Source organism: Xenorhabdus sp. Sc-CR9 (assembly GCF_963897815.1).
GTDB lineage: Bacteria > Pseudomonadota > Gammaproteobacteria > Enterobacterales > Enterobacteriaceae > Xenorhabdus.
Map to the genome: position 1 here is coordinate 1 of NZ_CAWQTY010000022.1, position 24,612 is coordinate 24,612.

Genomic DNA, 24,612 nt, shown 5'->3' on the forward strand with positions numbered 1-24,612 from the left:
ATCGACGCAGCAGTAAAGTTCTTCTAAATTATACATGCCTGAGGATCTCCACGATTTTGTTTTCTTTAGCAAAAACTTTGATCGTGCCTCAGGCACTTTAGTTCCCTTCTTAAGCGAAGCTCAGGTTTACTACATAAAAAACATCAAAATATAAAGTTGCTGATGATCGGAGATCATTCAACCACTAAAAAAGGTGAACGCGAAATTTATCGGAAAAAAGTGCTGGATAAAGCTTCAAGAATGACTGATATCTGTATCCTCGCAGGGAGTATGCTTCCGGCAGATATGCATCAGGTATATCCACTTGCTGATTTAACCGTCGTGCCTTCATTAGGGGAAGAGGCTTTTTGCATGGTTGCCTTAGAATCAATGGCATGTGGAGTCCCCGTTTTGGTCAGTCCAAGAGGTGGAATAAAGGAGTTTGTGATCCCTGAAAGGACCGGTTTTTTATTGCAAGAACCTTTGTCTCCGGAATCTATTGCCAAAGATATTTTGTCTACCTTGTTGAATAATAATTTAAACGTTATCGCTGAGAATGCCAAAGAAACGGCAATAAACCAATATGATTGGACTAATGTCAGTATGTCTCTGTCAGAAGCGTTAGCTGAGTGGTTTTAACCATTTTTAATGGGCTATCCAAAAGTGTTGAATAGCCCTCAGAGTAGTTAACTTATGCTTCAGTTTTCTGCTTTCTTTCACGCCATCTTTGCTGACACAACGCAGCCAGTAAGCCAAGATAGATACCTAAGATATTCAAATGAATACTTTCAAAATTCCCTCTGACAATAAAATACCCAACGAAAGAGATAAATAAGATTAATGCGGCCTGATTATTACCGTTATTACTTGTTACCCATTCTTGAGTAGATTGTTTCAGATACGAGAAGATTAAAAATAAAAAGGCAATTAACCCGAATACTCCAGCCGCAAACCAAACAGTCAGGAAAATATTGTGGGGACCAAGCGATGTTTTAAAGGTCCAATCAGGATAATTTTGAACGTTATCGTTATAAATTTGGTCATAGATTTTGTTACCCGCACCATGACCTTTGATTGGATTGTCTAAAATTAAAGTTAGGGCAGATCCTTGTGTCCCATTGCTATAGCGATGGCTGCTATCTGTTTGTTCCAACTTATAAGTCAAAGTAGAACCTTTCATGAGATAGTCAGATTTGATGATAAATATAGCAGAGCCAATAATAACAATGCCGGTAATTAAGGTTTTCCAATTTTTGTTCATAACAATCATTATGAAAAACATGACAAAAACTGCAAGCCAGGCACCTCTGGAAAGCGTTCCAAGTAATACAAAAAATACAGATACAATAAGCAGAGTAGTCAACACAAAACGAACATAATTTTTCTTGTTTTGAAAATGCCAAAGAGCGACAAGTGCGGGGAAAAAGAACACTATGCCATCTGATATATTACGGTGGTTATAGGTCGTGAATGGCATGATATTATTCTGATAATCCTGATAAAACAGGTACATTTCTTTTAGCGTGATAAATAACAATCCAAGCAAAAATGAACCAATAATCATTTTCTGGATTTTAAGTTTATCCGTATGGCTTAATGCTAACGTAATCAGAACACTGGAGAGAACGACATCTCTGAAAAAAGGTGTTTTAAGCTCATTGAAGCTGAGCTTGGGATCAGGCGAAATAACTATCGAATAGAGATAAGTCAAAATTAATAATCCCAAAGCTAACACAATATTATTCTTCAGTGCAGCAACGCATCCTTTGGGATTTTTAATAAGCATATAGAGTGCAGTTATTGCTATCAAAGCAAAAAATAAGTTCTTATAGCGTGTGATACCCGTTACGTAGACAAGTGCGATGTAACCACCGACACAAAATGTACTCCAAGACAGATGATTTTTAACGTTTTCTTTCAACATAAGCATACCAGAACAGGAAGTGGGTTTCTGATTAGTATTTTGTATTATTTTAGTAATACAGGCACGAACAAAAATGTAATCTCATAAATCCTGAAACATTTTTCTCCCATCCTATGAAATTCAAAAGGAAATTCCTCTTTCAATACAAGAGTGATTTATTATCCCCACCCAACCTGTTGTTATTTTGACCAATCTTAATTACCTTACGCTCTATGGCATCACTAATTAAAAAATCTTATTACTGTCATTTTGCCTCAAGGAGATAAGGATACCCAACTTTCGGTGGAATTATTGAAGGACACGGCGGGATGCTGGATAGAATTGACTCACTTTGCTTCGCAGCCCCTATATTTTTCCACTTAACGCGCTACTTTTATACCTGAGACTGACTAAATAACCAAAGGGCTGTAGTCGATGAGTATAAATTATGGGCGATGGGTCAGTACCGCTGCGTTAGCAGCAACAGTGCTGGCCAGTGTGTTATTGATCGTAAAAATTTTTTCATGGTGGCTGACAGGCTCAGTGAGCTTATTAGCAGCGCTGGTGGATTCTTTGGTAGATCTGGCTGCATCTCTGACCAATTTTTTTGCTGTGCGTTATTCAATTCAACCTGCTGATAAAGAGCATACGTTTGGGCATGGTAAGGCCGAATCACTAGCAGTCCTGGCTCAAAGTATGTTTATCTCCGGTTCAGCGATTTTTCTGTTTTTGACAGGCCTTCAGCATTTATTTTCCCCCAAGCCTTTAGAACATGCGGTAATAGGTATCTGGGTGATCGTCATTGCCCTGATTACAACGTTATGTTTGGTAACATTCCAGAAATGGGTGATCAATAAAACTCAAAGTCAGGCCATTCGCGCTGATATGTTGCATTATAAATCCGATCTATTGATGAATGGGGCAATTTTGGTCTCGCTACTTTTGAGCCTGTATGGATTTAAACGTGCAGATGCACTGTTTGCTTTGGGGATTGGGAGCTATATCCTCTATAGTGCGTTAAGAATGGGATATGATGCTGTACAGTCTTTGCTTGATCGCGCTTTGCCGGATGAAGAGCGGCAAGAGATTATCGAGATTATCCAAAATTATCCTGGCATATCAGGTGGACATAATCTCCGAACCCGTCAATCAGGCCCAATTCGTTTTATCCAGTTCCATCTGGAGATAGATGATAATCTGCCATTGGTACAGGCCCATGCTTTGGCTGAAGGCATTGAAAATAAATTGCGGAACAGGTTTCCGGGTGCCGATATTATTATTCACCAAGATCCTTGTTCCCTTGTACCTGAAGAACATAAAAACCGTTGGGATTGATGGTGAATTTACCCATAATCAAAAGATCATCAAAAAATAGACATAATCTTAATGCAGGCTGAGTGTTTTTCCGTATCATAGGTACTATTGAATCAATTCAGCTAATAAAGTGACATATCAGGTTTCGTAAAATCGCTGTAAGTCTTCCTACACAAGCAGTCGTCGGCAGATTGGCAAATACTTTACCGACAAATAATATATCTACAAGTCAGAGGTCATCATGATCAACAAGATTAAAAGAATCGGAGTCTTAACGAGTGGCGGGGATGCCCCTGGCATGAACGCCGCTATTCGTGGTGTTGTTCGTGCCGCTTTAACCGAAGGGTTAGAAGTTTACGGCATTTATGATGGCTATCTGGGGTTGTATGAAAACCGCATGAAGAAGCTCGACCGCTTTAGTGTTTCTGACATGATTAATCGTGGTGGCACCTTTTTGGGTTCAGCCCGTTTTCCTGAATTCAGGGATGATAAGGTTCGGGAAATTGCCATTGAAAATATGCGCAAAAATGATATTGATGCGCTGGTGGTAATTGGGGGTGATGGTTCTTATTTAGGTGCGAAAAAACTGACTGAAGCGGGCTTCCCTTGCATCGGTTTACCGGGAACGATTGATAATGATGTCGCAGGCACGGATTACACCATTGGTTATTTCACGGCGCTGGAAACGGTAGTTGAAGCAATCGACCGCCTGCGTGATACCTCTACTTCCCACAAACGTATCTCGATTGTTGAGGTTATGGGACGTTATTGCGGTGATTTGACCTTATCGGCAGCAATTGCGGGTGGATGTGAGTTTATTGTACTACCTGAAGGTGAAACACCATTCGATAGAGAAGAACTGCTGGCTGAAATTAAGGTTGGGATTCAAAAAGGCAAGCGTCACGCGATTGTAGCCATTACTGAGCATGTTTGTGATGTTGCAGAGTTGGCGAAATATATTGAAGCAGAAACCCGCCATGAAACCCGGGCAACGGTATTGGGGCATATCCAGCGTGGTGGTGCACCGGTCGCCTATGACCGTATTCTTGCTTCCCGCATGGGTGCTTATTCAGTGCAGTTACTGCTGGAAGGACACGGAGGCAGGTGTGTTGGTATTCAGAACGAGAAACTTGTTCATCACGATATCATTGACGCGGTTCAGAATATGCAGCGTATCTTCAAGAAAGACTGGCTGGATACAGCGAAAAAACTCTACTAATCCTTTCATCATCTTTCTTATTAATCTGCAAAATTCATCTTCTGAGGCAGCCACATAATGTGGCTGTCTTATTTCTCATATCCCCCTATCGCCTTTCAAGATGCAGCATTGTTGGCTACGCTGCATCTTGAAATAAATCGTGCATATTCTTCTTACGTATAAGAAGAAATTTTAAATTATTTCAGTGTCATAACGCTTTCTGTCAGTTTTTATGGTGAAAAATGATAATAGCTTAGGGGAGCATGTCACCGTGATCATGAACACAGGAGTTATAAAGTTAAATATAAGAAGATATTCCGCATCGGCGGTATTTTTGCTGACGTTGGCAATTGTGACGGGCAATTCATGGGCGAAAGAGGTTCAACTTTTGAATGTATCCTATGATCCGACCCGTGAATTATACCAGCAGTATGATGAAGCATTCAGCAAATACTGGCATCAAAAAACCGGAGATGATGTAAAGATCCGCCAATCACACGGTGGCTCAGGTAAACAAGCAACTTCGGTTATCAATGGCCTTCAAGCGGATGTGGTGACTTTAGCACTGGCATATGATGTAGACGCCATTGCAGAAAGTGGGCGCATTGATAAAAATTGGCTTAAACGTCTGCCAGATAATTCAGCACCTTATACATCAACCATCGTTTTTTTAGTGAGGAAAGGAAATCCCAAACAGATAAAAGATTGGTCAGATTTAATTCGCCCTGATGTTTCCGTCGTTACACCGAATCCCAAAACCTCCGGTGGCGCACGTTGGAATTATTTGGCCGCTTGGGGATATGGGTTAGAGCATAACAATCAGAATCAAGATAAAGCCAAAGAGTTCATAAAAACACTTTATAAAAATGTTGAAGTGCTGGATTCTGGTGCCCGTGGTGCAACAAATACCTTTGTGGAGCGCGGAATTGGTGATGTGCTGATTGCGTGGGAAAACGAAGCACTGCTGGCGAACAATGCCTTGGGAAAAAGTAAATTTGAAATTGTTACACCAAGCATTTCTATTCTGGCAGAGCCTACCGTTGCCGTTGTCGACAAAGTGGTTGATAAGCGAGGAACACGTGAATTGGCAACAGAATATCTGAAATATCTTTATTCCCCGACCGGGCAGGAAATTGCAGTCAAAAACTATTATCGTCCTCGCGATAAAGCCATCGCTGAAAAATACCGTGCTGTTTTTCCTGAACTGAAACTTTTTACGATTGATGAAGTTTTTGGTGGCTGGGGTAAAGCGCAGAAGGAACATTTTGCTACAGGCGGAATTTTTGATGAAATTATCCGTCGCTAATCAGAGAATTGCTTAATAAATTATTGGTGGGGAAATAATTTCCCACCAATATAACCAAAATCTAAAATAGAAATAGTATGAAAAAATGCTTTATTATCAGCAAATAACCTCTATCAAACTGTAAAGCATTGATATATCCGGTTACATACCATGAATAAAACAGCATTATTTTTACGATAATGCCGTTGATAATAATTTTATTTCTCTACTTTAATTTTTGCTGATTTATATGCGGTCAATAATGCCAATATTGGTGCAATGGAGAAGATCAAAAATAACCAATAGGACGATGAAACAGCTCCTTCTACGCCACCGGGTTTATAAAAACCAAATATATTGACGATCATTCCTGCCAAGGCAGAGCCAAATGCAGAGGAAAATAACTGAATGGTTGTAATGGATGAACCAGCAATATTTTTATCCGCCTTACTGGAAACCTGCAAAATACGTGTCAGAAGATGCGGCCAGCCGAAACCTACACCAAAGCCAAATAACCCTAGCCCTAAAGTGATCAACACCATTATTTGCCACTCTCCTGCTGATTGGAATGGCAGCATAACAAACAGCAATAACATGCCAATCAACATGAATATAGGGCCACTCATAATCGAAAATCGCATTTTCGCGCCCTGCCAGCTGGCACTGAGCATTTCTCCTAATGTCCAGCCAAGTGCTGCGGAAGCCACTATATAACCAGCAGCCAAAGGAGACTGTCCATGCAGAATTTGCAAAAAGTAGGGGACAAAAACATCACTCGCCAAGCCAAGCATCAAGAGAAAAATAGTGGCAAATAAAATCATGTGGGGTGAACGAAAACTAAAGGTATTTTCAGGTAATAATCTCGCCGAAGTGCGACGTTCATAAATGATCAGTAAGAATACCAATATCACAGCCACCGCAACGCCGATAATATTGATCCGTACATCTTGTGACAAACTTCCCGAGGAAACCACCAAAATAGCCGTTGATAGCAAAATCAATTGTACCGTCGGCAATGGCGTTTTGGTTCTGTTTTGTTCCTGCTTTTTAGGCAAAATCAGATAGGCAAATAAGGCATAGAGCAAAATGGCGGGAATCATAATACCAAACGCATAGCGCCACGCATTCATTTCAGCGAAAAGACCACCAATGGCCGGCCCGATTAACGTCGATACCCCCCACACCCCCGAAATCAGCGCTATGGCCCGGGGCCAGAGTGATTGTTCAAAAACCAGATTAATCATCAAATAAGAAAGAGCAAATAGAAATCCACCTCCCAATCCCTGAATGGTTCTTCCTATCAACATAATTTCCATCGTAGGTGCGAGAGTACAAATCAAACTGCCGATGAAAAAGACCAATGCCGCAACCAAATAAGCATTTCTTGCGCCTGACACACTGAGTAATCTCACAGAAAGGATAGAACCAATAATTGATGCCATGACAAACAATGTCGTATTCCAGGCATAGAGATTTAACCCGCCTATGTCCTTCACAATGGAAGGTAAAATAGTAATCGCAATTAAGGTATTGATCGCCATCAATCCCACACCCAGTGAAAGCACTATTGCACTCGGCGCATTTTTGCTGGAAAAAAGATCTCTCCAGCGGCTTTCCTCAGTCATTATCATCATTATTGTCCTGAACACAGGTTGAGTTGTGAAAAATCTTAGGCTAAATTAAACAAGATAAATCTTGTAATAAATTAATGTCGGAATCAACAATATGTCAAGCACTGACTTGGAAAATAGAATAATCGCAGGACAGACAGTGAGTGAGAAGTTATTGATGCTTCTAAAAACTCGAGGTGCCTTACAAGCCTCTGATGCCGGCAAACTATTGGGAACAACAGGAGAAGCAGCCCGTCAACAATTTGTGAAGCTGGCTAAAGAGGGGTTGATTAAAGGGAAATCTGAAGCGAAGGGGGTCGGCCGCCCGATTCAACTCTGGTATCTCACGGAGAAAGGTCATGCCCTATTCCCTGATACTCATGCAGAGTTAACAGCTCAATTGATTACAATTATTCGCAACCAATTAGGCGAAACAGCCCTGGATTTGATTATCAGTGTCCGCGAGAAAGAGGCACTTTCCAACTATAAAAAGATAATGGAAGGTGCCACAGAGTTACAGGAAAGAGTTGAGCGTCTGGTCGCTATCCGCAGCCGGGAAGGTTATATGGCCCATTATGATGTTGATGAAAAAGATGGCTCTATTTTGTTTTTTGAAAACCATTGCCCTATCTGCTTCGCAGCTAAAATCTGCCAAGGATTTTGTCGAACAGAGTTGAATGTTTTTCGCGAAATACTGCAAGCCAATGTGGAAAGAACCGAATTTATTCTCAGTGGTAATCGACGCTGTGCCTATCACATCACACCATTGACTTAATCTCTGATAAAACCTACGCAGTATCAATTGCGTAGGTTTTGTTTATGTCTATCTCTTCAGATGACTCAGCCAAAAGCGAAATCGTTCAGATTACCCTTGGTTGGTGCTCCATTGGCACCAGGAAGGCTGACAACTATGGCTGCAACGCGGTTTCCAAGATCCACGGCATCCCGTAACGACATGCCCTGAGACAATCCCGCCAACATACCACCACAGTGTGCATCTCCGGCACCAATCCCATCCTCAAACCGAACTTTATAAGCAGGCACATGTTCAGGCTGGTGGTTTGGCTGGCATATCCATGCCCCTTCTGCACCGACGCGAGCAATGATCGTGAAGCCATGTTCATCTGCATAGCGATTGGCCTGTATCATGGGATCACCATCGCCACACAATAAGGCAATCTCATCTTTATTTAAGCTGAGCATGGTTCTATCCACAGGTAATGCCTGAATAAATTCAAGGTCAATATCAACCAGACGAGGACCAAAATCTAATACCAAAGTCAGGCTAGCAGGCGAGGCCAATAACCATTCGCGTAAATCACCCGCAGTGGGATTCGCTAATTCATAACCACTCGTATAAATAAATCCCTGTTCCGGCAGTGGGATAGTCGCCAGAATCTCTGTATTCCAGGCATCGTCACAACCGGGGACAGAAACATAGATGCGTTTGCCATCAGGTTTCATCATGGCAAAGCACCAACTATTGTCTTTTGTGGGATGGCGCAAGGTCACCCTTAAACCCAGATTTTCCATTTCTGTTGCGACACTCTTCCCCCAAGCCCCATTCCCCACAAATATGCCGTTGATAACCGGGGTTTGCTGACGGCAAAGGGCGCGGGCAACATTCAATGCACAGCCACCAACTTGCCGATCAACTTCTTCCGCTTCCCAATATTCACCATCATGGGACAATTCAGGTAACTTAAGAACAATATCCCCTGTTGCAGATCCCACCACAACGACAGGCAGTAAAGGCTCTTTCATCTTTTATCCCTATTCAACATCAAATACAGACCATAACAGATAAAGCTGACAAAAAATGACAGAAACAAGCCAAGGCTGGAATTCGCAAAAATCCCAACTGCCCACGGACCACTAATGAAATCATTTTTCGTCACCAGAAAACCCGCCAATGCTCCCAGTAGCCAGCACAATATGGGTATCCACTTAATGCCGCCATTCGGGCCAATGTAATTGAACAATTTATCCGAACAATACCCCTGCTTTCGACGGATCACGATATAGTCAAGCAAGAATACCGCCTCCCACGATGCCAAAAAGACACCGAAGAATATCAGGAATGCGATAAATGGCCCCATAAAGTCGCCGGTAACAAACAGGGTATAAATCGCGACAGTCAACACAATCATCGAATCAATGGTAACCGCATGGATTCGTTTTATTTTTATTCCTAATGTCAATAAGTTCAAGCTGGCAGAATAAAGGCTCATGACTGCCATAATGATTATGCCTGCAATGGCTGTCATCAGGTAAGGGATCAACATCCAATCCGGCAAGATGGAGCCAATGTGGGCAATAGGATTATCTGAGCTGGGAAGGTCAGGTAATTGAACAGAGAGCAAAATTCCCGCAAATAATAACAATACCAGAGGGAGCATACCGCCTGTGGTTACTGCGGTGAAAACCTTTGCATCGGACGAATTTTCATTCTGAAAACGGCTATAATCGGCACTTGAGGCCGCCCAAGCTATACCGCTTCCCGCAGCAACTACTGAGACTGCCGGCAAAAATCCCGTTAACCAACTACCTGATGGCATGGACAACACCGATTCCCAATTTGTTGTCATCAGAATGTAAAACACCACAACCAGAGTCATGATCCCGAAAACGCGGGTAACCCATCGCTGCATAGCAATGACCATCTCTTTTCCCAGCAGCGTGACACCTATTGATAGGCCTGAAAATAATATCATGCTGGCGACAGTCAACAGCGTACTTTCAGCAAGTCCGAAAGCCTGAAATAACGCGGAAAGGGTCAAAGTACCCGTAACAATATTGATGGACTCCCACCCCATGGAGATGAACCAGAAAATCACCGTCGGGGCAATATTACCTTTAATACCAAAAATCGTGCGGGAAAGGGTAAGAGTTGTGGTTCTTCCTCGTTTGCCACTGAAACTGACATAGCCAACCAATGCAAAACTGGAAAGCCCTACTAATGCTGCCAGGGCGGATTGCAGAAAGGAGAGTTTGAAGGAGACAATGATGGCACCGTAAACAATGCCGAGAATGCCAATATTAGCGGCTGACCAGACCCAAAATAAATCCAGTGGTGTACCTGTACGTTCTGAGGAAGGAACAATATCTATACCTGTGCGTTCTATCTTCCAGAACCGTTGACTATTTTTCTGTGTACTCATTTGTGTTTTCCATCACTGTCTTAAAACTTCTTGTTTAAATGACGTACTTAAGACTCCAGGCAGAAAAACCCTATCTGAGTTGTGTTGCTAACTTATACCACGACCTCAGTAGGGAACATGTGATACCGGATAACGTCCTGAAAATGGCTCTGGTCGTGGACCCTATGGTTCTCTTCCCTGGGTTGGCGCAAAAAAATCGCACACATTAATTGGAGTCCCATAAAACATGACACCATGACCAGAGCGCAGCGTACCGACTTGATTAGCCCATGATAAGCCGATGAAGTCTCTGTTTCTTCAAGCGGGCGTGGCAGCCGGACATTTAAACCACCATACCACTTCAAGGCCGATGTCATACATCAACCCTGAGCTTGAAGAATACGTCTCTTGCAATCCCTTTCATCTTTCAAGTCTCAGCTTTGTTGGCTTTATCTTGAAATCAATTGGTTATAATTCAGGACATTACAGAAAAAGGATTCTAAACTCCCGACTTCTTATATAAGCAAGGCTTATACTTTATCCATCAATTAAGGCCAATGAAAGTCCAATTTTGTTATTATGTGATGCCAATCTAATTCCAATACACGCTATACCCAATGGATTTCAAGGCGCAACGCGACGGCAAGGGCTGGAGTGACTGGGGTAAGTGAACACAGATAACAAAGCTGCAACTTGAAAGACGAAGGGTATATACCTTGCTGTACAGGCTAATGTAAACTTATGCCATCAAATAATCGGGGCTTAAAAAATGCTGAATCACTTTGTTGACTGGGTACGCGAACAACTTGAAAAGAAAAGCAATAGCCCCCGCTATATCCAATTGCAAAAAGCCATTGAAGCGGCAATTGAAAAACAGTTATTGGAAGTCGGTGATTTTCTGCCACCGGAACGCCGATTAGCTGAATTACTCAGCATATCTCGGGTGACGGTCAGTAAAGCCATGCAGCTTCTGGAAGAAAAAGAAGTGATTATACGCCAGCAAGGGATCGGCACTCAGGTCGCCAAATCGGGCAATTCTTCACTCAATAAAGCTGTTGGTTTTACCTCACAAATCATTAAAGGGGGAGGAACAGTATCCAATTGCTGGTTATCGAGGAATATTATCCCTGCTTCGGAAGAGATAGCGAAAAAATTATCCCTTAATATCGGCGACCACATTGCCGAACTGCGCCGTATTCGCCTTGCTAACGATACGCCAGTTTCACTTGAAAATACCTATATTCCCCGGAAATACCTGCCCTGTCCTGAATTACTGGAAGGCTCCCTGTATGCACATTGGGAGAAAGAAAACATTCATCTGACCAATGTGAATCACAAAATCAAAGCTATTGCCTGCCCTGCGGAGCTTGCCGAATTACTCAATATCGCGGAGAATTCTCCACTACTGCAAATTCATCAGATAAGTTTCAATGGACAAAATGATATCATTGAGTTCAGCGAGATTTTATGTCGTGGTGATATTTATGGGCTTGATTTCAATTCTCCGCAAAATATAGACATTAATTATAATTGATAAAAAATTAATGAATAAAACCCTTCACCACTGACTTTTCTCCCTGTTTTCAGAGGGAATTCAGTACAAATACTGTCCATCACCTTTTGGTCTGTCATATCTTCCTGTCATCAAAAGTGATTCTTTTGTATAAAAAACAACATTTACTGATCGGCAAACAATCAATACATTATTTAATCACAAAAATATCATTTTAATTTTCAGGCAATTCCAAATTATTAAGAAAAAGAAAAATAACTGACAAAATAGTACATTGAACGATAAGAGGCATATTACCTTTTACTGAAGGGATTATTTATGAAAGACATTAGTCAATTATATTCAGAACATCCTGAGTTCTACGATGCATTTTCGAAAGACAGAGACTTTTTGTCTCAATGCCACTCTCTTCTCGATTTTAGCTCTCCAACAGATCCTGATGACATAACTACATTAGAATTATTAGCGGGACCAGCAAGACACTCACAAGCGTTTAGCCAATTAGGCTGTAAAGCTTATTCTCTTGATGGTTCTGAGGGTATGAAAAAGTATTCCGTTGCAAAAGGCATACAACACGAAGCAAACTACTTCGTTTCTCATTTGCCTGCTGATAAACCCAAAATTCCTCCTGATTTGAAATTTAATATTTATACGTTACTCAGATATTCAATTGGTTACTTCTCAAAAGAATCTATTCAGTGGTTACTGAAATGGTGTCAACACCATTCCCGCAAAAACGGCATACTTTTCGTTAAGGTACATAAGCAGAGTACTTTCAATAATTTTATTGAAATACATGAAGATAGCCATATTATTAGTGATTCGGAACTGGGTAAAGCGGAATGTTATTGGCCAGTCACCCCACCTGAATGGAGCGATACAGAGTGGGAAATTAAGATGACAGTAAAAGTGATTATTAATGGCGAAACACATTTTTATGAGTCCCGGGAAATAATCCATTCCTATGAAGATATCAGGCACATATCTGAATCCGTAGGATGTAAAGCAGAAATCATTTCACCTCAAAAATTATCTGGGTTCACGGACAACGCCCACATTGTGGCTATTTATCTATAAATTAAAATTATGCCCTTCTGTCAGCAATTATTGGCTGACAGAAGGGATAATGGAGAATATGGCGGCGCGTTACTCTTTGCCTGCCACTCCCAGCTGTTGGTAAATATAATGCTTGTAGCTCTCCATCAGAGCCTTATCCTGACAATCATCCAACTCACCATCACACAAATGCCGCATGATCATATTCGCCTGATAAAATTCAGGTGTGGATAAGCGGGCTCGTTCCAGAATCATCCCGCCAAGGAAAGAGATATCTGTCAGATTGCCCATTGTAATTGGAGTTCCGTCTTTCAGATTATCCCGCATAGTAAATTGGGTGATATGTGCAGGATCAGATAACGGAGAATTGTAGTGATCAAAATGTATGTTCGGTTGATGATCACCAAAATAGAGAAAAATAGTTGGTTTATCTCGCTTGGCAACAAACTCACTGAAATCCTTGATGGCAGGATCAGAAACCGTGATTTTTTCCATATAATGGCTGAATTTACCTACCGCATTTGAACTATCAACTTTGTCAGTCAAACCATAGTCATCAAAGTGGCTCTCTTCATAAGGGCCATGCTCGTACATGGTCAGCGAGAAAATAAAGATCGGCTTGTCTGTTTCCTTCGCCAAAATGGTTTTCACGTAAGACAACATATCCTGTGTCGAAATTGTCCACAGATTTTCATCGATGCTTGCCGGATAGCCCAGTTCCTGTGGCTGGATAATCCGGTCAACGCCCAATGTTTTGTAGGCATGCCCTGCATGATAGGCCGATTTATTAAATGGCGTCAGCACAACCGTGTAATAACCATTGTCTTTCATCGCACGGAACAAACTGTTTTTCAGATGATCGACAACAAAATAAAACACCGCATTTTTGCGAACGCCGAAATCATCTGTATTCAATCCGGTCAGAACAGAGAATTCAGATAGCCACGTCCCTCCACCAAAGGTTTGTACCCTGAGCGGACTTTGGGCACTGACATTCTCATCATGTTGGAACATATAAAGATCTGGCAACTTAACATTAGCAGGTAACTGATAAAGGTAGGGATTGACGGTGGACTCCTGCAATAACAAAACCACATCGGGTTTCACATCTGACTGTGGTTCCGGCAACGTCACTTTCTTCGCCTGTTGTAAGAAATAGTCAGCAGATGTACCAAATTGTGGTGGTTGGTATTGTGCATCCATCGCTGACATCACCATATTGGTCACTGTTCCCCGTCCCTTTGGTAATTCCTCCTGCCATTGAGCATGGTAGGCTCTGACCGTCAGATTGATCCCCCAGACACTGGCCGCCACCAGAATAATACTGATAAGCCGCCATTTGATCCCCCGCGTGGGAGGAACCGCTTTCCAGCTCAATATTATGTTGAATATTAACCAGACAACCATCGCTGCTACCGCAATACCTGCCAGCCAATAATGGCGTAAGGTTTCCTGATTGGAAGGGTCCAGAATGACATTCCAATCAGAAAACATCAGCTGCTCTTTGTAGTAATGAACTTTTATCTGGTTAAGGAATTTGAGGATGATAAATAGGGTTCCAGTCAACACAACCGAAAATAGCCAGCGCGCTGACACGAAAAAAGCCAGACCAAAGATAACGCTGAATACGCCGACAGACACCAGCGCAGGATAAATATCTCCGCTTTTCTCAAACACGATTATCAAGGAAGCGATTAACAGCAATCCAAGATAAACCCCCGAGATTATTTTTTTCTTCATACTTGATTGAATTCCATATATGAGTTCAGTTTGACTTCACCCAAAAAAAGTAACATAGGCTATCAAATATGCAGAAAATAAAATTCTGTATATTCGCTCAATGAAGACACCTCTGACTCAAAGGAGTTCAATCGGTACGGCATTAAAAAACCACGGCTAAAACATGCCCTCATCCCGTAAAACATGTAAATCAGACTTTCTGCGGGTAAAGCCGGTGCGGTTAAAGAATTCTAGTATCTGGATCGCTAATTTTCGACCGATATTAAATTCATCGCGGAAATTCATAGCCGTTATGCCTCCGTTATCCTGATAATATTGACGGATCAAATCAGCAAATTGCTGAATGCGCTGACGGTGATAATAACGATCTGGCACGATCGCGATAATAATCCCCAATTGCGCCGCTGTCCGCAAAAGATGGCGCACGACATCTTTATCTTCCCCCATCTGCGTAGCCAAGTCGCGAACCCACCACGCTTCGGCCCTGAAATAGGGTTCCGCTTTTAACCAAAGGCTCACCTGCTCAGCAGTAAATGCCAATCCATGCTCAGGTAAATGCAAACTTCCATAAGTTTGCTTCAGTGCTTTCCGTTCAAGTAATCGATTGAACAGAGTATAAACCAGCGTTTCATCCAGTGCAGGTAATGCCATTCTTTTCAATCGGGCTTTACCCACTCCAAGTTGATCAGGATGTTTCTCGTGATATTCCGCCAGAATCTGCAATATCCGTTGTTCTGCCAGCACTGCATTATGCTTTGACAGAACCCAGTCCCCAGCAATGATGGCATCCATCTTTATCAACAAGTGGTTGAGCTGGCTTTCTGTTAACTGACGCGCCCATGCAAAGTGGCTGAGAGATAACGCTCCGCGTGGTAAATGAGAAGCGAGATTTTCCGCATGAGTATTCGCTCTCGCCAATTGGGATAACCAATCAAGAAACTCGGGCTGACGTTTTCCCCTGCGCGGAGAATTCAGATTAATGACCCGCGCTCCCGCCAGAGTCTTTCTGGCACTGATATCACGTAATATCAGGCGATCATTTTCCACCAGCCATAAAGGGCGATCTAACACCAGTTCAGCCAATACTGGCGTATCTGTCAGGGAATTCAGTAATGAAATTCGTCCCGTGATATGGCTTGCAGCATGATGAATATGAAGGGACTGCCAATTTTGCAGCGGCGCATCAGTTTCAATCTCCACTAACACTTTGACAGCCGCAGACATGGGCTGTTGTGATAATAGCCAATCGCCACGGGAAACCTGTTCTTTACTGATATCTCCGACAATATTCAATGCGATACGTTGCCCGGCTTGCGCATGCCCAGCTGGCCGATTCTGGGCATGCAGACCACGTACTCTAACAGTTTGCTCACTGCCGGTGAACCACAAGGTATCACCGACACAGATACTCCCCGCCAACGCGGTTCCTGTCACCACTACCCCCGCCCCTTTAACGGTAAAAACGCGATCGATAGCCAAGCGAAAGCGCTGGTTTAATTTTTCATGATACGAATTTTGACGAGAATAATGGTGTTGGTGAGCGGATTGTGATTGATGGACAGAAAGTAAATAGTCTCTGAGTGGTGCAATACCTTCCTCTGTGGTGGCGGCTGTTACAAACAAAGGAACGGATTGCCACCCTTGTGATACCAGTAACTGTGCAGCTTGTTGCCGGACTTCCTCAATCCGGGCAGGTTCAACACCATCCGCTTTGGTCAGTACAACCGTAATTTCAGGCCGTCCGATTAAACGTAAAATCGCCAGATGCTCGCGTGTCTGCGCCATCACACCATCATCGCAGGCAACAACCAGCAGGACATGTTCAATGCCCCCGATCCCCGCCAACATATTGGACAGAAATTTCTCATGGCCCGGTACATCGACAAATCCCAGCGAAGAACCATCCGACTGTGGCCAATAAGCATAACCAAGATCGATAGTCATGCCCCGCTTTTTTTCTTCCGGTAAATGGGTTGTATCAACCCCTGTGATTGCTTGAATCAATGTCGTTTTACCGTGATCAACATGTCCTGCTGTGGCAAAAATCATAGTAATTCAGCTCATTTGTATAACAACGATTTTTATAGCGACAATTTTTATGGCATTCATTTTTATAACAATCATTGCTATAACAATAACTTTTATAACAACAACTGTTATAACAACAACGCCTGCAATAATGCGCCGCTATCTTCAAGACAACGTAAATCCAGCCATAATCGCCCATCGTACAGACGCCCTATCACTGGATTGTGCAAATTGCGCCACTGGTGGGCTAAATTTTCCAATGTACTGCCGCGCCCATCAATCGCAGCAAAAGTCAGCGCCCAACTGGGCAGGCGATCGACAGGCAAAGAACCACTGCCAATCTGAGAATAACAAGGTTCGTCACGGACAATAAACTTTTCACCGTAATGATCCCGAATTTTGGGAAGGAGCTGCTGCACCATATCATGGATTTCATTTTGCGTACGAGACAACAGACGCAGCGTCGGTAATTTTTGATGGAGTTGTTCAGGATGTTGGTAAAGGCGCAATGTTGCTTCCAGTGCAGCCAGCGTCATTTTATCCGCCCGCAATGCACGTTTCAGAGGATGACGCTGGATAGCATCAATCCACTGTTTCTTGCCGACAATAATGCCGGCTTGCGGGCCACCCAGTAATTTATCACCGGAGAAAGTCACCAAATCAATGCCGTGATTCAGATAATCCCGGGGCATGGGTTCGGCAGGCAAGCCATATTGTGTCATATCTATCATGGAACCACTGCCAAGATCGATGGCTGTCGGGATTTGAGATCCCGCGCCCAGCGTCGCCAATTCCTCTCCCGACACTTCAGCAGTAAAGCCTTCGATGCTGTAATTACTGGTATGTATCTTCATCAGCAAACCCGTATCTGGATTGATTGCCTGTTGGTAATCTTTCAGATGCGTCCGGTTTGTGGTGCCCACTTCCACCAAACGACAGCCCGCCTGTACCATCACATCAGGAACACGAAATGCCCCGCCAATCTCCACCAATTCCCCACGGGAAACAACGACCTCTTTTCCCTGAGCCATCGTTGCCAATACCAATAAAACCGCTGCGGCATTGTTGTTGACGATACAGGCATCTTCTGCCCCTGTCAGCGTGCACAGGAGATCTGCCAAGGCACGGTCACGGTGCCCCCGACCGGCACCATCAAGGGAGTACTCCAATGTCACTGGTGAACGCATTGCCTGTGTCACCGCATCAATCGCTGACTCCGCCAGCACAGCCCGCCCGAGATTGGTATGGAGTACCGTGCCAGTCAGATTAAATACTGGTCTCAAAGCTGACAGGCTCTCTTGTTTGATTCTTTGATGCAATGAAGCAACCCAGTTACCATTCCATTCCGGCAAGTGTTGATGTTCCCGAATATTGACCCTCGCCAGCTCCTGCATTTCCCTCAGTATACCCACTACCCGTGTTTGCCCGTGCATCTCAATCAGCGGAGTGATTTCAGATTCCCGCAATAATTTATCGATGGAAGGTAACTGACGGTATAGCGAATTTATTTCCTGTGTCATCGCTGTCCCCTTAATCACTTATTCATTGGGAAACAGAAAAGGGTTCAGGCTACTGCGGGCAAAACCTTCATCTTCCATTTTGGCATCCAGAATCAGTGATGCCAGATCATCAGCCACCGCATCCACATTCGGATCTTTTTCCTGATAAAGGATTTTCAGGTAACTGCCACAATCACCACAACTTTCTGCTTTGACTGCCGCTTGCTCACTATCCAGTGACCAATAATTCAGATCGCCGGTTTGCTCACAGTTGCTGCATTTGATCCGCACAACGTGCCATTCACTTTCACACAAATGACAATGCAAATAACGCAGACGCTGACCAGTCCCAATCTGAACAACACTGGCAACAGGCATACTGCCACAGACCGGGCAAAACTGGCGATGCTCACCATATTCCGCACGCGCTTTACCGGGGATCAAACTGGCCATTTGCGTCCAATAAACAGACAGCGCAGCCCAGACAAACACCGACTGATCGGCACTGACTTTACTGAATTCGCTATTAAGCAATGCACTTGCCATCCCTTCTAATTCTTGCTCTGAATTTTTCGCCAGATTTTCGAGGGCAGGTTTCACATGTTCAGGCACGGCAGGCAGCAATTCCGCAATCAGAGAATGCAGGACACTGTGCCAGTGACGGGTACGTTTCAGGGTTTTGCAATCCAGCGGAACACGGGTTCCTTGTCGGGCATGAGAAAGGATCTCATCTAATTCCACACTCAAGGGATTATCATACTGAGCCTTTTGCTGTGCCTGAACAATTTCAGCAGCAAAATTCAGATAGCTTGAAAATGGGTTGTCCTCAGTCGCCAACATTTTCAGGCGCTCAACACGATGCTGATACAGATTTTTCAGGTTGGCAAACAGCAATGGTGGAATAAAACCTGCACTTCTTTCATTCATTCGTTCTTTGCCCAACTGTTCTTTAGGAACAATACGAATATTCATTCTTTTAACCTCCCCGTTATCATTATAATACGCCATCATCTTACTGACCTTGCCAGCCAGTGAAATACATTACGATTAATTTCAATACAAGTTTACAAATACTACATATTCAATCCAGACTAAACTGTTATTCAGGTTAGACTGTCAGTGTTATTACACCCAATAGATTTCAAAATGTGGCCAACAAAGCGGCAACTTGAAAGATGGCGGGTACAAAGGAGGAAGGGTGAATTTAGTCGCATCAATCATGAACACTCTTCTTGATTTGCAACTCAATAAATGAAGAGACTTATGATGAAACTCACACCTGAAAAATTATGCTCAGCAATAAACGAATATTCTCATAAACCTGAGAAACAGCGCCAATTAACCCCGGAACAAATGCAATGGTTTACTGATCCAGAGAACGTATTTTTACTGATAAACATGGCGTTAACGATACCTGAAGAAGCGATGGACGATATAGGCGATGCCATCAATAGTTGGGCTGAAGTTGCTATCGCTGAACTGGCACTGACCGCAACCAAATTGCCGGCGGAAGCCAAACAACAATTTGAAGAAACTATCGAGCAAATTCTGGTTGATACCAAAGAAAACGTCGAGCTCAATAATGAATGTATTTTGTTATTTTTATCAATATTGAAGAAACATCAGTTTCATATCCAAGCTGACATTACTCAGCTGCTGAAAACACCAAAACAGGATGACGACACTAATGTCGCCAGCTTTCCCCAACAACCGTTCAAATTAAGCCAGCTACTTGATCAATTTGATCTTAAATCGGGCATCGAATTCATTGAGTTCTTTGAAAATGGTTTTTCTGTTATACCTCACGAAGCTTTACCCTATTTACTGTCAGAAGTGACCCAATATCCATGGGGCATAGATGCTCTTCTGCTGTTAACCCAGTATTTTGAAGAGCCGGTTGCACTTGCCAGTGCGCAAGTGTTGGATAGTTGTCCCTCCTCCGCATGGGCACATTTATCCTCCCAACAGCTAATCAACCTGTGTACCCGATTCAACCGCCATCCTTCTATTAAGCGTTATATAAAACGCTGGAAAAAACTGGCAATGAAGCACAGTAAAGCTCCGGCGGCGGCAGTAATACATGAATTATACGTTTCCCATGTTGATGGCAATGATTGCGCCAGCATGATGATGAAAATCACTCTGGATGGTCAGATACTCCAGCTAAACATGATGTTGGATTTTAAATCTGGTATCCGGGAAACGTTATTGAATCTAGCGCCTGACCACACACTCACTGAACTGATGGCACAACTGGATGACAGTGTTGACTTCACCCCCGTCTCCCCGGACTGGCTGCAACAAATATTGCCATGGATACTTTCAGTTCAGCTCAATAAAAATACCCCAATCGATCTCTATTCTCTTCATTGGTTATCGCAATTACCTTTCGAATGGACACAACCAGAAACGTTTGAATTTGAGGTCTGGAGCAAAAAACTCGGTTATCAGGAAGATCCTAAACGACAAGAACGGAATCGTCTCAGCTCCATCTATATGGAACATTTTTCGCCGTTACTGATGAGTTGGCTGGCCCCAGAAGAATATTTACTGGCAGCGAAAAAGCCCAGAGACTTATTGAAGAATTATTACTACGCAAACCGGGAGTTGTTTACAGAGCGCCTGACTTACTCAGCCACAGTTGAACAATATAAACTACCGACACAAACTCAGCGTTTAACAAATGACTATTTGGATTTGGCTCATACGCTCTACGATCCTGCATTGAACCGCAAGAAATTTTCGCTATTTGATACTTTATCAGAGATAAGTTTTGAGTACTTTTCCATGATAATGGAACCCACCAATGCCGAACTACCACCGCAAGGATTAGTGATCAAGGTCAACTTACTTGATGCAAGCCCTGCGGTATGGCGTCGGCTCCGTATCAGTAATCAACTGACTCTCAGTGAACTCCATGAAGTGATACAAGATGCCATGGGTTGGGAAAATGCCCACCTGTACAGTTTTGATATTGGCGAAATAGAAATTCCGGAAGAACATAATGACCAAATACGTATCGGGGTATTCCTGAATGATATTGACGCAACACTCAACTATCAGTATGACTTTGGTGATGGTTGGTTCCATCAAATAACCGTCGAAAAAATACTTCCGAAAGATATTCTCCAACCCGAAGTCACCGCAGGTAATGGCATGTGTCCGGCTGAAGACTCCGGCGGTATCTGGCATTGGAATCATCTGCTCAAATTGAGGAAAAAGAAAATCCTGACAGAAGATGAAGCAGAGCAATTAGAGTGGGCAGGTTTGTCTCCGGATGAACAGCCTGAACCTTTTGATAAACAACAAGCTAACAAGAGACTGAAGGCACTGTTCAATTACTAAAAGCCCATAACATCCTGCAAAACCGGAGGGTAAAAACAGCCTCCGGTTTCATTTGTTCAAAATCCGTCAAAGAGGAAATCCATAGCATCTTTAATTGGTTTTCTGTGGGATGAGACATTTGTCATCTCATCACCTAACACAGAGACTCTGATGCTAGCCATCTCGTGGGTCATAACGAGATATTCGTTCCCATCAATGTTCAGGGTCGGGCATAATCGGGTTGGAATTCTCCCGTTGAAATTTGATTTTGGGAATAATGGAATAACTAATCGTGTTTCCAGTACGTCAATAATGTCGCTCTGAACATCCAACAGGTAGGGATAATCAGGATTACCTGTATTTTTGTAAACTGTATACTGCATCTTAGAATGTCCTGTATTGATCGGACAGTAGACCATGTTCACGGGTGATGCGATTGAGTTCTTCCAATCCCTCTCTATTCTCACGTTTCCACTGCTCAGCCGTCGCAGATTTAAGTTCTGCAATTAATGCCTGAGTCAAAATAGCAGAAAAATTTAGCCCTAGTTGTTTTGCCTGTTCATACAACTCAGGTGACACAGTTACGCTAACAGTTTTTTTAGTTCTAGAATGTAATGCTGTCATATAACCCCCGTAAATGACACGCGTAAGTACGCGTGTCATAATAGCAGGCAACACTAATTAATCAAAAACACCCTGCCCCAAATTCACTCTTTCTCTTTTTGTTGCCCGTTTCGTTGCTCTTGCTTCACGATTTCACGATTTCACGATACCAGCGTGGATGGTGTTTCTTCAATCAACTACTTGAATAAATCCGCATGACTACCAACACGGTACAATATTAATTCGGTGCCAGTGCGTTGATAAATCAAGAGTAGATCCGGAGCGCCATGGCATTCCAAATAACCAATATAATTACCAATCAGTCGGTGTTCTTTATATTTGGGTGGCAATGGCAGGCCTGTCTGTAAAAGCGCAAGAGTTTCAAGAATAACCTCTTGCGCTTTCTTATTGTTAGCATACTTCTTGGCGTCCTTTTTAAACCGACTCTGGTAAACAATGCTCAACATTATCTACCAACCTAGATCATGCTTTAATTCATCAATTGTGTTGACCCTGTGCACTTCATTACCATTTTCCAGATCACGAATTGCTTGCAACGTTTCACTATTTGGCTGGAAAAAACCGTCAGGTAATTGTCCTTCAACAGCCAACCGATTAACAAGCATACGGATCACAGTGGACAGATCCAATCCCAAAGCTTTGGCATTTGCCATCGCAGCTTCTTTAGAAGCTGAAGATACTCTGGCTCTTACAACAGTATCAGCCATACAGACGCCCTCACATCGTGTGTTTAATTAATGAACATTGTAGCTATTTTGTAGCCACACAACAAATATAAAAAAGCGGGATATATCAAAAACACCCTGCCCCAAATTCACTCTTTCTCTTTTTGTTGCCCGTTTCGTTGCTCTTGCTTCACGATTTCACGATACCAGCGTGGATGGTGTTTCTTCGCCCAGCCGCGCGTGACCCAGCCTTCCACCATCGCCCGCACTGATCCCTTCACCCAAAACGCCGCGTAAGCATGAATAATAATCGTCAGGATCAGGCCAATCGCCGACAGTGAGTGAACCAGCAAAGCAATTCGGATTAAGGGAATCGGGAAATATTCCGCAAAATAAGGACGCCAGATAATGATGCCGCTGACCAGCAACAGGAACAGGCAGACACTCACCGACCAGTAAATGCCTTTCTGTCCGAGATTGTACTGCCCAATATCCCCCGCTTCTTCATTACGCAGTACGTTGTGAATATTCTTCGCCCATTCAATGTCACCCTTGTCGATCATGTTATGTTTGAAGTACCTGAAAAACATAAAAACAAACAAGAAGAACATTACCGAACCCGCAAACGGATGCAGTATCCGTGATAACTGCGGCGTACCGAAGATATTCATCATCCAGTTCAGAGATGGAAAGAAAAAACCCAACCCACTGATGGCGGTGAACAGGAAGCAGATAACAACCGCCCAATGATTGACCCGTTCAACCGGAGAATGGCGAATGATGACATCGTTACGTTTTTTCATTTCTTCGTCTCCCCACAATCTGAATTGCCCGAATCAATGTCCTCAAGGGCGCTCTCTTCCTCTTCCCTGGAAACACGGTTAGGGCCAATTCCCACGTAATGGAAAATGGAAGCGGCAAAGGTCGCGGCAAAACCGATGGCCGCCAATGGCTTCCAGATACCTTTCCAGAATGTGATTGTCGGACTGATAGTCGGGTTATCCGGCAGACCGTGATAGAGCTGAGGTTTATTGGCATGATGCAGCACATACATAACATGCGTTCCACCCACACCTTCAGGATCGTACAGACCAGCATTGTCATAACCGCGTCCCTTAAGTTCTTCAACCCGTTCTGCCGCCAGCGCTTTCATATCCTGTTTACTGCCGAAATGAATCGCCCCTGTCGGACAGGTTTTCACACATGCCGGTTCCTGACCCACACCAACACGATCAACACACAGAGTACATTTGTAAGCACGGTTATCTTCTTTGTTAATGCGCGGGACGTTGAATGGACAGCCCGCAATACAATAGCCGCAACCAATGCAGTGCTCTGACTGAAAATCGACAATACCGTTGGCGTACTGAATAATCGCTCCTTCCGCAGGACACGCTTTCAGGCAGCCCGGATCGGCACAGTGCATACAGCCATCCTTACGGATCAGCCATTCCAGCTTTCCATTTTCCTCAACTTCGGAAAACCGCATGACTGTCCATGACTTCGCCGTCAGATCAGCCGGATTATCATAAACACCCACATTGTGACCAATTTCATCACGAATATCGTTCCATTCTGAACACGCCACCTGACACGCTTTACAGCCGATACAGGTTGTCACGTCAATAAGTTTCGCCACTTCTTGCTGGTGATCCCGCACACGGGGTGCGGGAGTCAGTGAATTGGTGGCAGAGCGACGAATAATGTCCTGAGATTGCAATGACATGTTTTCCC

21 protein-coding genes and 2 pseudogenes are annotated in these 24,612 nt (G+C 43.4%); 9 read left to right on the forward strand and 14 right to left on the reverse strand.

Annotated features, from left to right (window positions below; all coding sequences use genetic code 11):
• Positions 1–132: 132 nt before the first annotated feature.
• A pseudogene (locus tag AACQ81_RS01045) lies at positions 133–618 on the forward strand (glycosyltransferase); the annotation flags it as partial.
• A 52-nt stretch (positions 619–670) separates the two neighbouring features.
• Here AACQ81_RS01045 and rfaL read toward each other — a convergent pair.
• The gene (rfaL, locus tag AACQ81_RS01050; protein ID WP_237385988.1) at positions 671–1,903 is read right to left on the reverse strand and encodes an O-antigen ligase RfaL; all 1,233 of its coding nucleotides are present in this window, start codon (positions 1,901–1,903) and stop codon (positions 671–673) included.
• Positions 1,904–2,169: 266 nt separating this feature from the next.
• Here rfaL and AACQ81_RS01055 point away from each other — a divergent pair.
• The 4 genes and pseudogenes from AACQ81_RS01055 to AACQ81_RS01070 all read left to right on the forward strand — a co-directional run.
• A pseudogene (locus tag AACQ81_RS01055) lies at positions 2,170–2,286 on the forward strand (phosphatidate cytidylyltransferase); the annotation flags it as partial.
• A gap of 31 nt (positions 2,287–2,317) precedes the next feature.
• Positions 2,318–3,217, forward strand: a complete 900-nt coding sequence (fieF, locus tag AACQ81_RS01060; RefSeq protein WP_237385989.1) for a CDF family cation-efflux transporter FieF — start codon at positions 2,318–2,320, stop codon at positions 3,215–3,217.
• A 220-nt stretch (positions 3,218–3,437) separates the two neighbouring features.
• Complete coding sequence (gene pfkA, locus AACQ81_RS01065) at positions 3,438–4,415, forward strand: 6-phosphofructokinase (RefSeq protein ID WP_237385990.1); 978 nt, start codon at positions 3,438–3,440, stop codon at positions 4,413–4,415.
• A 211-nt stretch (positions 4,416–4,626) separates the two neighbouring features.
• Positions 4,627–5,700: a sulfate ABC transporter substrate-binding protein gene (locus AACQ81_RS01070; protein ID WP_443089524.1), complete on the forward strand. Its 1,074-nt coding sequence runs from the start codon at positions 4,627–4,629 to the stop codon at positions 5,698–5,700.
• Positions 5,701–5,897: 197 nt separating this feature from the next.
• Here AACQ81_RS01070 and AACQ81_RS01075 read toward each other — a convergent pair whose 3' ends face one another.
• The gene (locus AACQ81_RS01075; protein ID WP_237385991.1) at positions 5,898–7,310 is read right to left on the reverse strand and encodes an MFS transporter; all 1,413 of its coding nucleotides are present in this window, start codon (positions 7,308–7,310) and stop codon (positions 5,898–5,900) included.
• 94 nt (positions 7,311–7,404) lie between these two features.
• Between AACQ81_RS01075 and AACQ81_RS01080 the strand changes: the two genes are divergently transcribed.
• Entirely contained in the window at positions 7,405–8,064 is a 660-nt protein-coding gene (locus AACQ81_RS01080) for a helix-turn-helix transcriptional regulator (RefSeq protein WP_237385992.1), read from the forward strand.
• Positions 8,065–8,129: 65 nt separating this feature from the next.
• Here the strand turns inward: AACQ81_RS01080 and AACQ81_RS01085 are convergent, their stop codons facing one another.
• Together AACQ81_RS01085 and AACQ81_RS01090 are read right to left on the reverse strand one after the other, a co-directional pair.
• Complete coding sequence (locus AACQ81_RS01085; RefSeq protein ID WP_237385993.1) at positions 8,130–9,053, reverse strand: PfkB family carbohydrate kinase; 924 nt, start codon at positions 9,051–9,053, stop codon at positions 8,130–8,132.
• On the reverse strand, positions 9,050–10,450 hold the full coding sequence (locus tag AACQ81_RS01090; protein ID WP_237385994.1) for a purine-cytosine permease family protein: 1,401 nt from the start codon (positions 10,448–10,450) through the stop codon (positions 9,050–9,052). Before AACQ81_RS01090 ends, AACQ81_RS01085 begins: the two co-directional genes overlap by 4 nt.
• A 748-nt stretch (positions 10,451–11,198) precedes the next feature.
• Between AACQ81_RS01090 and AACQ81_RS01095 the strand changes: the two genes are divergently transcribed.
• Together AACQ81_RS01095 and AACQ81_RS01100 are read left to right on the forward strand one after the other, a co-directional pair.
• Positions 11,199–11,963, forward strand: coding sequence for a GntR family transcriptional regulator (locus AACQ81_RS01095; protein WP_237385995.1), 765 nt, complete (start codon positions 11,199–11,201; stop codon positions 11,961–11,963).
• Between the two features lie 297 nt (positions 11,964–12,260).
• Entirely contained in the window at positions 12,261–13,019 is a 759-nt protein-coding gene (locus tag AACQ81_RS01100) for a hypothetical protein (protein WP_237385996.1), read from the forward strand.
• Between the two features lie 69 nt (positions 13,020–13,088).
• Here the strand turns inward: AACQ81_RS01100 and AACQ81_RS01105 are convergent, their stop codons facing one another.
• From AACQ81_RS01105 to fdhE, 4 genes are all read right to left on the reverse strand, one after another.
• Complete coding sequence (locus AACQ81_RS01105; RefSeq protein ID WP_237385997.1) at positions 13,089–14,738, reverse strand: LTA synthase family protein; 1,650 nt, start codon at positions 14,736–14,738, stop codon at positions 13,089–13,091.
• Between the two features lie 156 nt (positions 14,739–14,894).
• Entirely contained in the window at positions 14,895–16,787 is a 1,893-nt protein-coding gene (gene selB / locus AACQ81_RS01110) for a selenocysteine-specific translation elongation factor (protein WP_237385998.1), read from the reverse strand.
• Between the two features lie 107 nt (positions 16,788–16,894).
• Positions 16,895–18,286 (reverse strand): L-seryl-tRNA(Sec) selenium transferase, encoded by a 1,392-nt coding sequence (gene selA / locus AACQ81_RS01115; protein ID WP_237385999.1) that lies wholly within the window; start codon positions 18,284–18,286, stop codon positions 16,895–16,897.
• 18 nt (positions 18,287–18,304) lie between these two features.
• A complete protein-coding gene (fdhE, locus tag AACQ81_RS01120) occupies positions 18,305–19,237 on the reverse strand; it encodes a formate dehydrogenase accessory protein FdhE (RefSeq protein ID WP_237386000.1) in 933 nt (310 codons plus the stop codon).
• Between the two features lie 291 nt (positions 19,238–19,528).
• Between fdhE and AACQ81_RS01125 the strand changes: the two genes are divergently transcribed.
• Positions 19,529–21,610: a plasmid pRiA4b ORF-3 family protein gene (locus AACQ81_RS01125; RefSeq protein WP_237386001.1), complete on the forward strand. Its 2,082-nt coding sequence runs from the start codon at positions 19,529–19,531 to the stop codon at positions 21,608–21,610.
• A 56-nt stretch (positions 21,611–21,666) separates the two neighbouring features.
• Here AACQ81_RS01125 and AACQ81_RS01130 read toward each other — a convergent pair whose 3' ends face one another.
• The 6 genes from AACQ81_RS01130 to fdxH all read right to left on the reverse strand — a co-directional run bounded on the left by AACQ81_RS01130 (position 21,667) and on the right by fdxH (position 24,604).
• Positions 21,667–21,972, reverse strand: coding sequence for a CcdB family protein (locus AACQ81_RS01130; RefSeq protein WP_092553645.1), 306 nt, complete (start codon positions 21,970–21,972; stop codon positions 21,667–21,669).
• Between the two features lies 1 nt (position 21,973).
• Positions 21,974–22,252 (reverse strand): type II toxin-antitoxin system CcdA family antitoxin, encoded by a 279-nt coding sequence (locus AACQ81_RS01135; RefSeq protein ID WP_443089525.1) that lies wholly within the window; start codon positions 22,250–22,252, stop codon positions 21,974–21,976.
• Between the two features lie 137 nt (positions 22,253–22,389).
• Positions 22,390–22,659: a type II toxin-antitoxin system RelE/ParE family toxin gene (locus tag AACQ81_RS01140; RefSeq protein ID WP_237386003.1), complete on the reverse strand. Its 270-nt coding sequence runs from the start codon at positions 22,657–22,659 to the stop codon at positions 22,390–22,392.
• A 3-nt stretch (positions 22,660–22,662) separates the two neighbouring features.
• Positions 22,663–22,920 (reverse strand): type II toxin-antitoxin system RelB/DinJ family antitoxin, encoded by a 258-nt coding sequence (locus tag AACQ81_RS01145; RefSeq protein WP_272903004.1) that lies wholly within the window; start codon positions 22,918–22,920, stop codon positions 22,663–22,665.
• Positions 22,921–23,027: 107 nt separating this feature from the next.
• Positions 23,028–23,681, reverse strand: coding sequence for a formate dehydrogenase cytochrome b556 subunit (gene fdoI / locus AACQ81_RS01150; protein ID WP_237386004.1), 654 nt, complete (start codon positions 23,679–23,681; stop codon positions 23,028–23,030).
• Positions 23,678–24,604 carry a formate dehydrogenase subunit beta gene (gene fdxH, locus AACQ81_RS01155; protein ID WP_237386005.1) on the reverse strand — a complete coding sequence of 309 codons (927 nt, stop codon included), beginning with the start codon at positions 24,602–24,604 and terminating at the stop codon, positions 23,678–23,680. The genes fdoI and fdxH overlap by 4 nt, the downstream gene beginning before the upstream one ends.
• Positions 24,605–24,612 lie beyond the last annotated feature (8 nt).

What these genes read in the sequence shown, in the direction of transcription:
- AACQ81_RS01125 (WP_237386001.1), top strand. Translation starts at nt 19,529, where the DNA reads ATGATGAAACTCACACCTGAAAAATTATGCTCAGCAATAAACGAATAT.
- AACQ81_RS01080 (WP_237385992.1), top strand. Translation starts at nt 7,405, where the DNA reads ATGTCAAGCACTGACTTGGAAAATAGAATAATCGCAGGACAGACAGTG.
- AACQ81_RS01105 (WP_237385997.1), bottom strand. Translation starts at nt 14,738, where the DNA reads ATGAAGAAAAAAATAATCTCGGGGGTTTATCTTGGATTGCTGTTAATC.
- AACQ81_RS01135 (WP_443089525.1), bottom strand. Translation starts at nt 22,252, where the DNA reads ATGACACGCGTACTTACGCGTGTCATTTACGGGGGTTATATGACAGCA.
- AACQ81_RS01100 (WP_237385996.1), top strand. Translation starts at nt 12,261, where the DNA reads ATGAAAGACATTAGTCAATTATATTCAGAACATCCTGAGTTCTACGAT.
- selA (WP_237385999.1), bottom strand. Translation starts at nt 18,286, where the DNA reads ATGACACAGGAAATAAATTCGCTATACCGTCAGTTACCTTCCATCGAT.
- AACQ81_RS01090 (WP_237385994.1), bottom strand. Translation starts at nt 10,450, where the DNA reads ATGAGTACACAGAAAAATAGTCAACGGTTCTGGAAGATAGAACGCACA.
- fdhE (WP_237386000.1), bottom strand. Translation starts at nt 19,237, where the DNA reads ATGAATATTCGTATTGTTCCTAAAGAACAGTTGGGCAAAGAACGAATG.
- AACQ81_RS01095 (WP_237385995.1), top strand. Translation starts at nt 11,199, where the DNA reads ATGCTGAATCACTTTGTTGACTGGGTACGCGAACAACTTGAAAAGAAA.
- rfaL (WP_237385988.1), bottom strand. Translation starts at nt 1,903, where the DNA reads ATGTTGAAAGAAAACGTTAAAAATCATCTGTCTTGGAGTACATTTTGT.
- fdoI (WP_237386004.1), bottom strand. Translation starts at nt 23,681, where the DNA reads ATGAAAAAACGTAACGATGTCATCATTCGCCATTCTCCGGTTGAACGG.
- fdxH (WP_237386005.1), bottom strand. Translation starts at nt 24,604, where the DNA reads ATGTCATTGCAATCTCAGGACATTATTCGTCGCTCTGCCACCAATTCA.
- AACQ81_RS01085 (WP_237385993.1), bottom strand. Translation starts at nt 9,053, where the DNA reads ATGAAAGAGCCTTTACTGCCTGTCGTTGTGGTGGGATCTGCAACAGGG.
- AACQ81_RS01075 (WP_237385991.1), bottom strand. Translation starts at nt 7,310, where the DNA reads ATGATAATGACTGAGGAAAGCCGCTGGAGAGATCTTTTTTCCAGCAAA.
- AACQ81_RS01140 (WP_237386003.1), bottom strand. Translation starts at nt 22,659, where the DNA reads ATGTTGAGCATTGTTTACCAGAGTCGGTTTAAAAAGGACGCCAAGAAG.
- pfkA (WP_237385990.1), top strand. Translation starts at nt 3,438, where the DNA reads ATGATCAACAAGATTAAAAGAATCGGAGTCTTAACGAGTGGCGGGGAT.
- AACQ81_RS01130 (WP_092553645.1), bottom strand. Translation starts at nt 21,972, where the DNA reads ATGCAGTATACAGTTTACAAAAATACAGGTAATCCTGATTATCCCTAC.
- AACQ81_RS01070 (WP_443089524.1), top strand. Translation starts at nt 4,627, where the DNA reads ATGGTGAAAAATGATAATAGCTTAGGGGAGCATGTCACCGTGATCATG.
- AACQ81_RS01145 (WP_272903004.1), bottom strand. Translation starts at nt 22,920, where the DNA reads ATGGCTGATACTGTTGTAAGAGCCAGAGTATCTTCAGCTTCTAAAGAA.
- fieF (WP_237385989.1), top strand. Translation starts at nt 2,318, where the DNA reads ATGAGTATAAATTATGGGCGATGGGTCAGTACCGCTGCGTTAGCAGCA.
- selB (WP_237385998.1), bottom strand. Translation starts at nt 16,787, where the DNA reads ATGATTTTTGCCACAGCAGGACATGTTGATCACGGTAAAACGACATTG.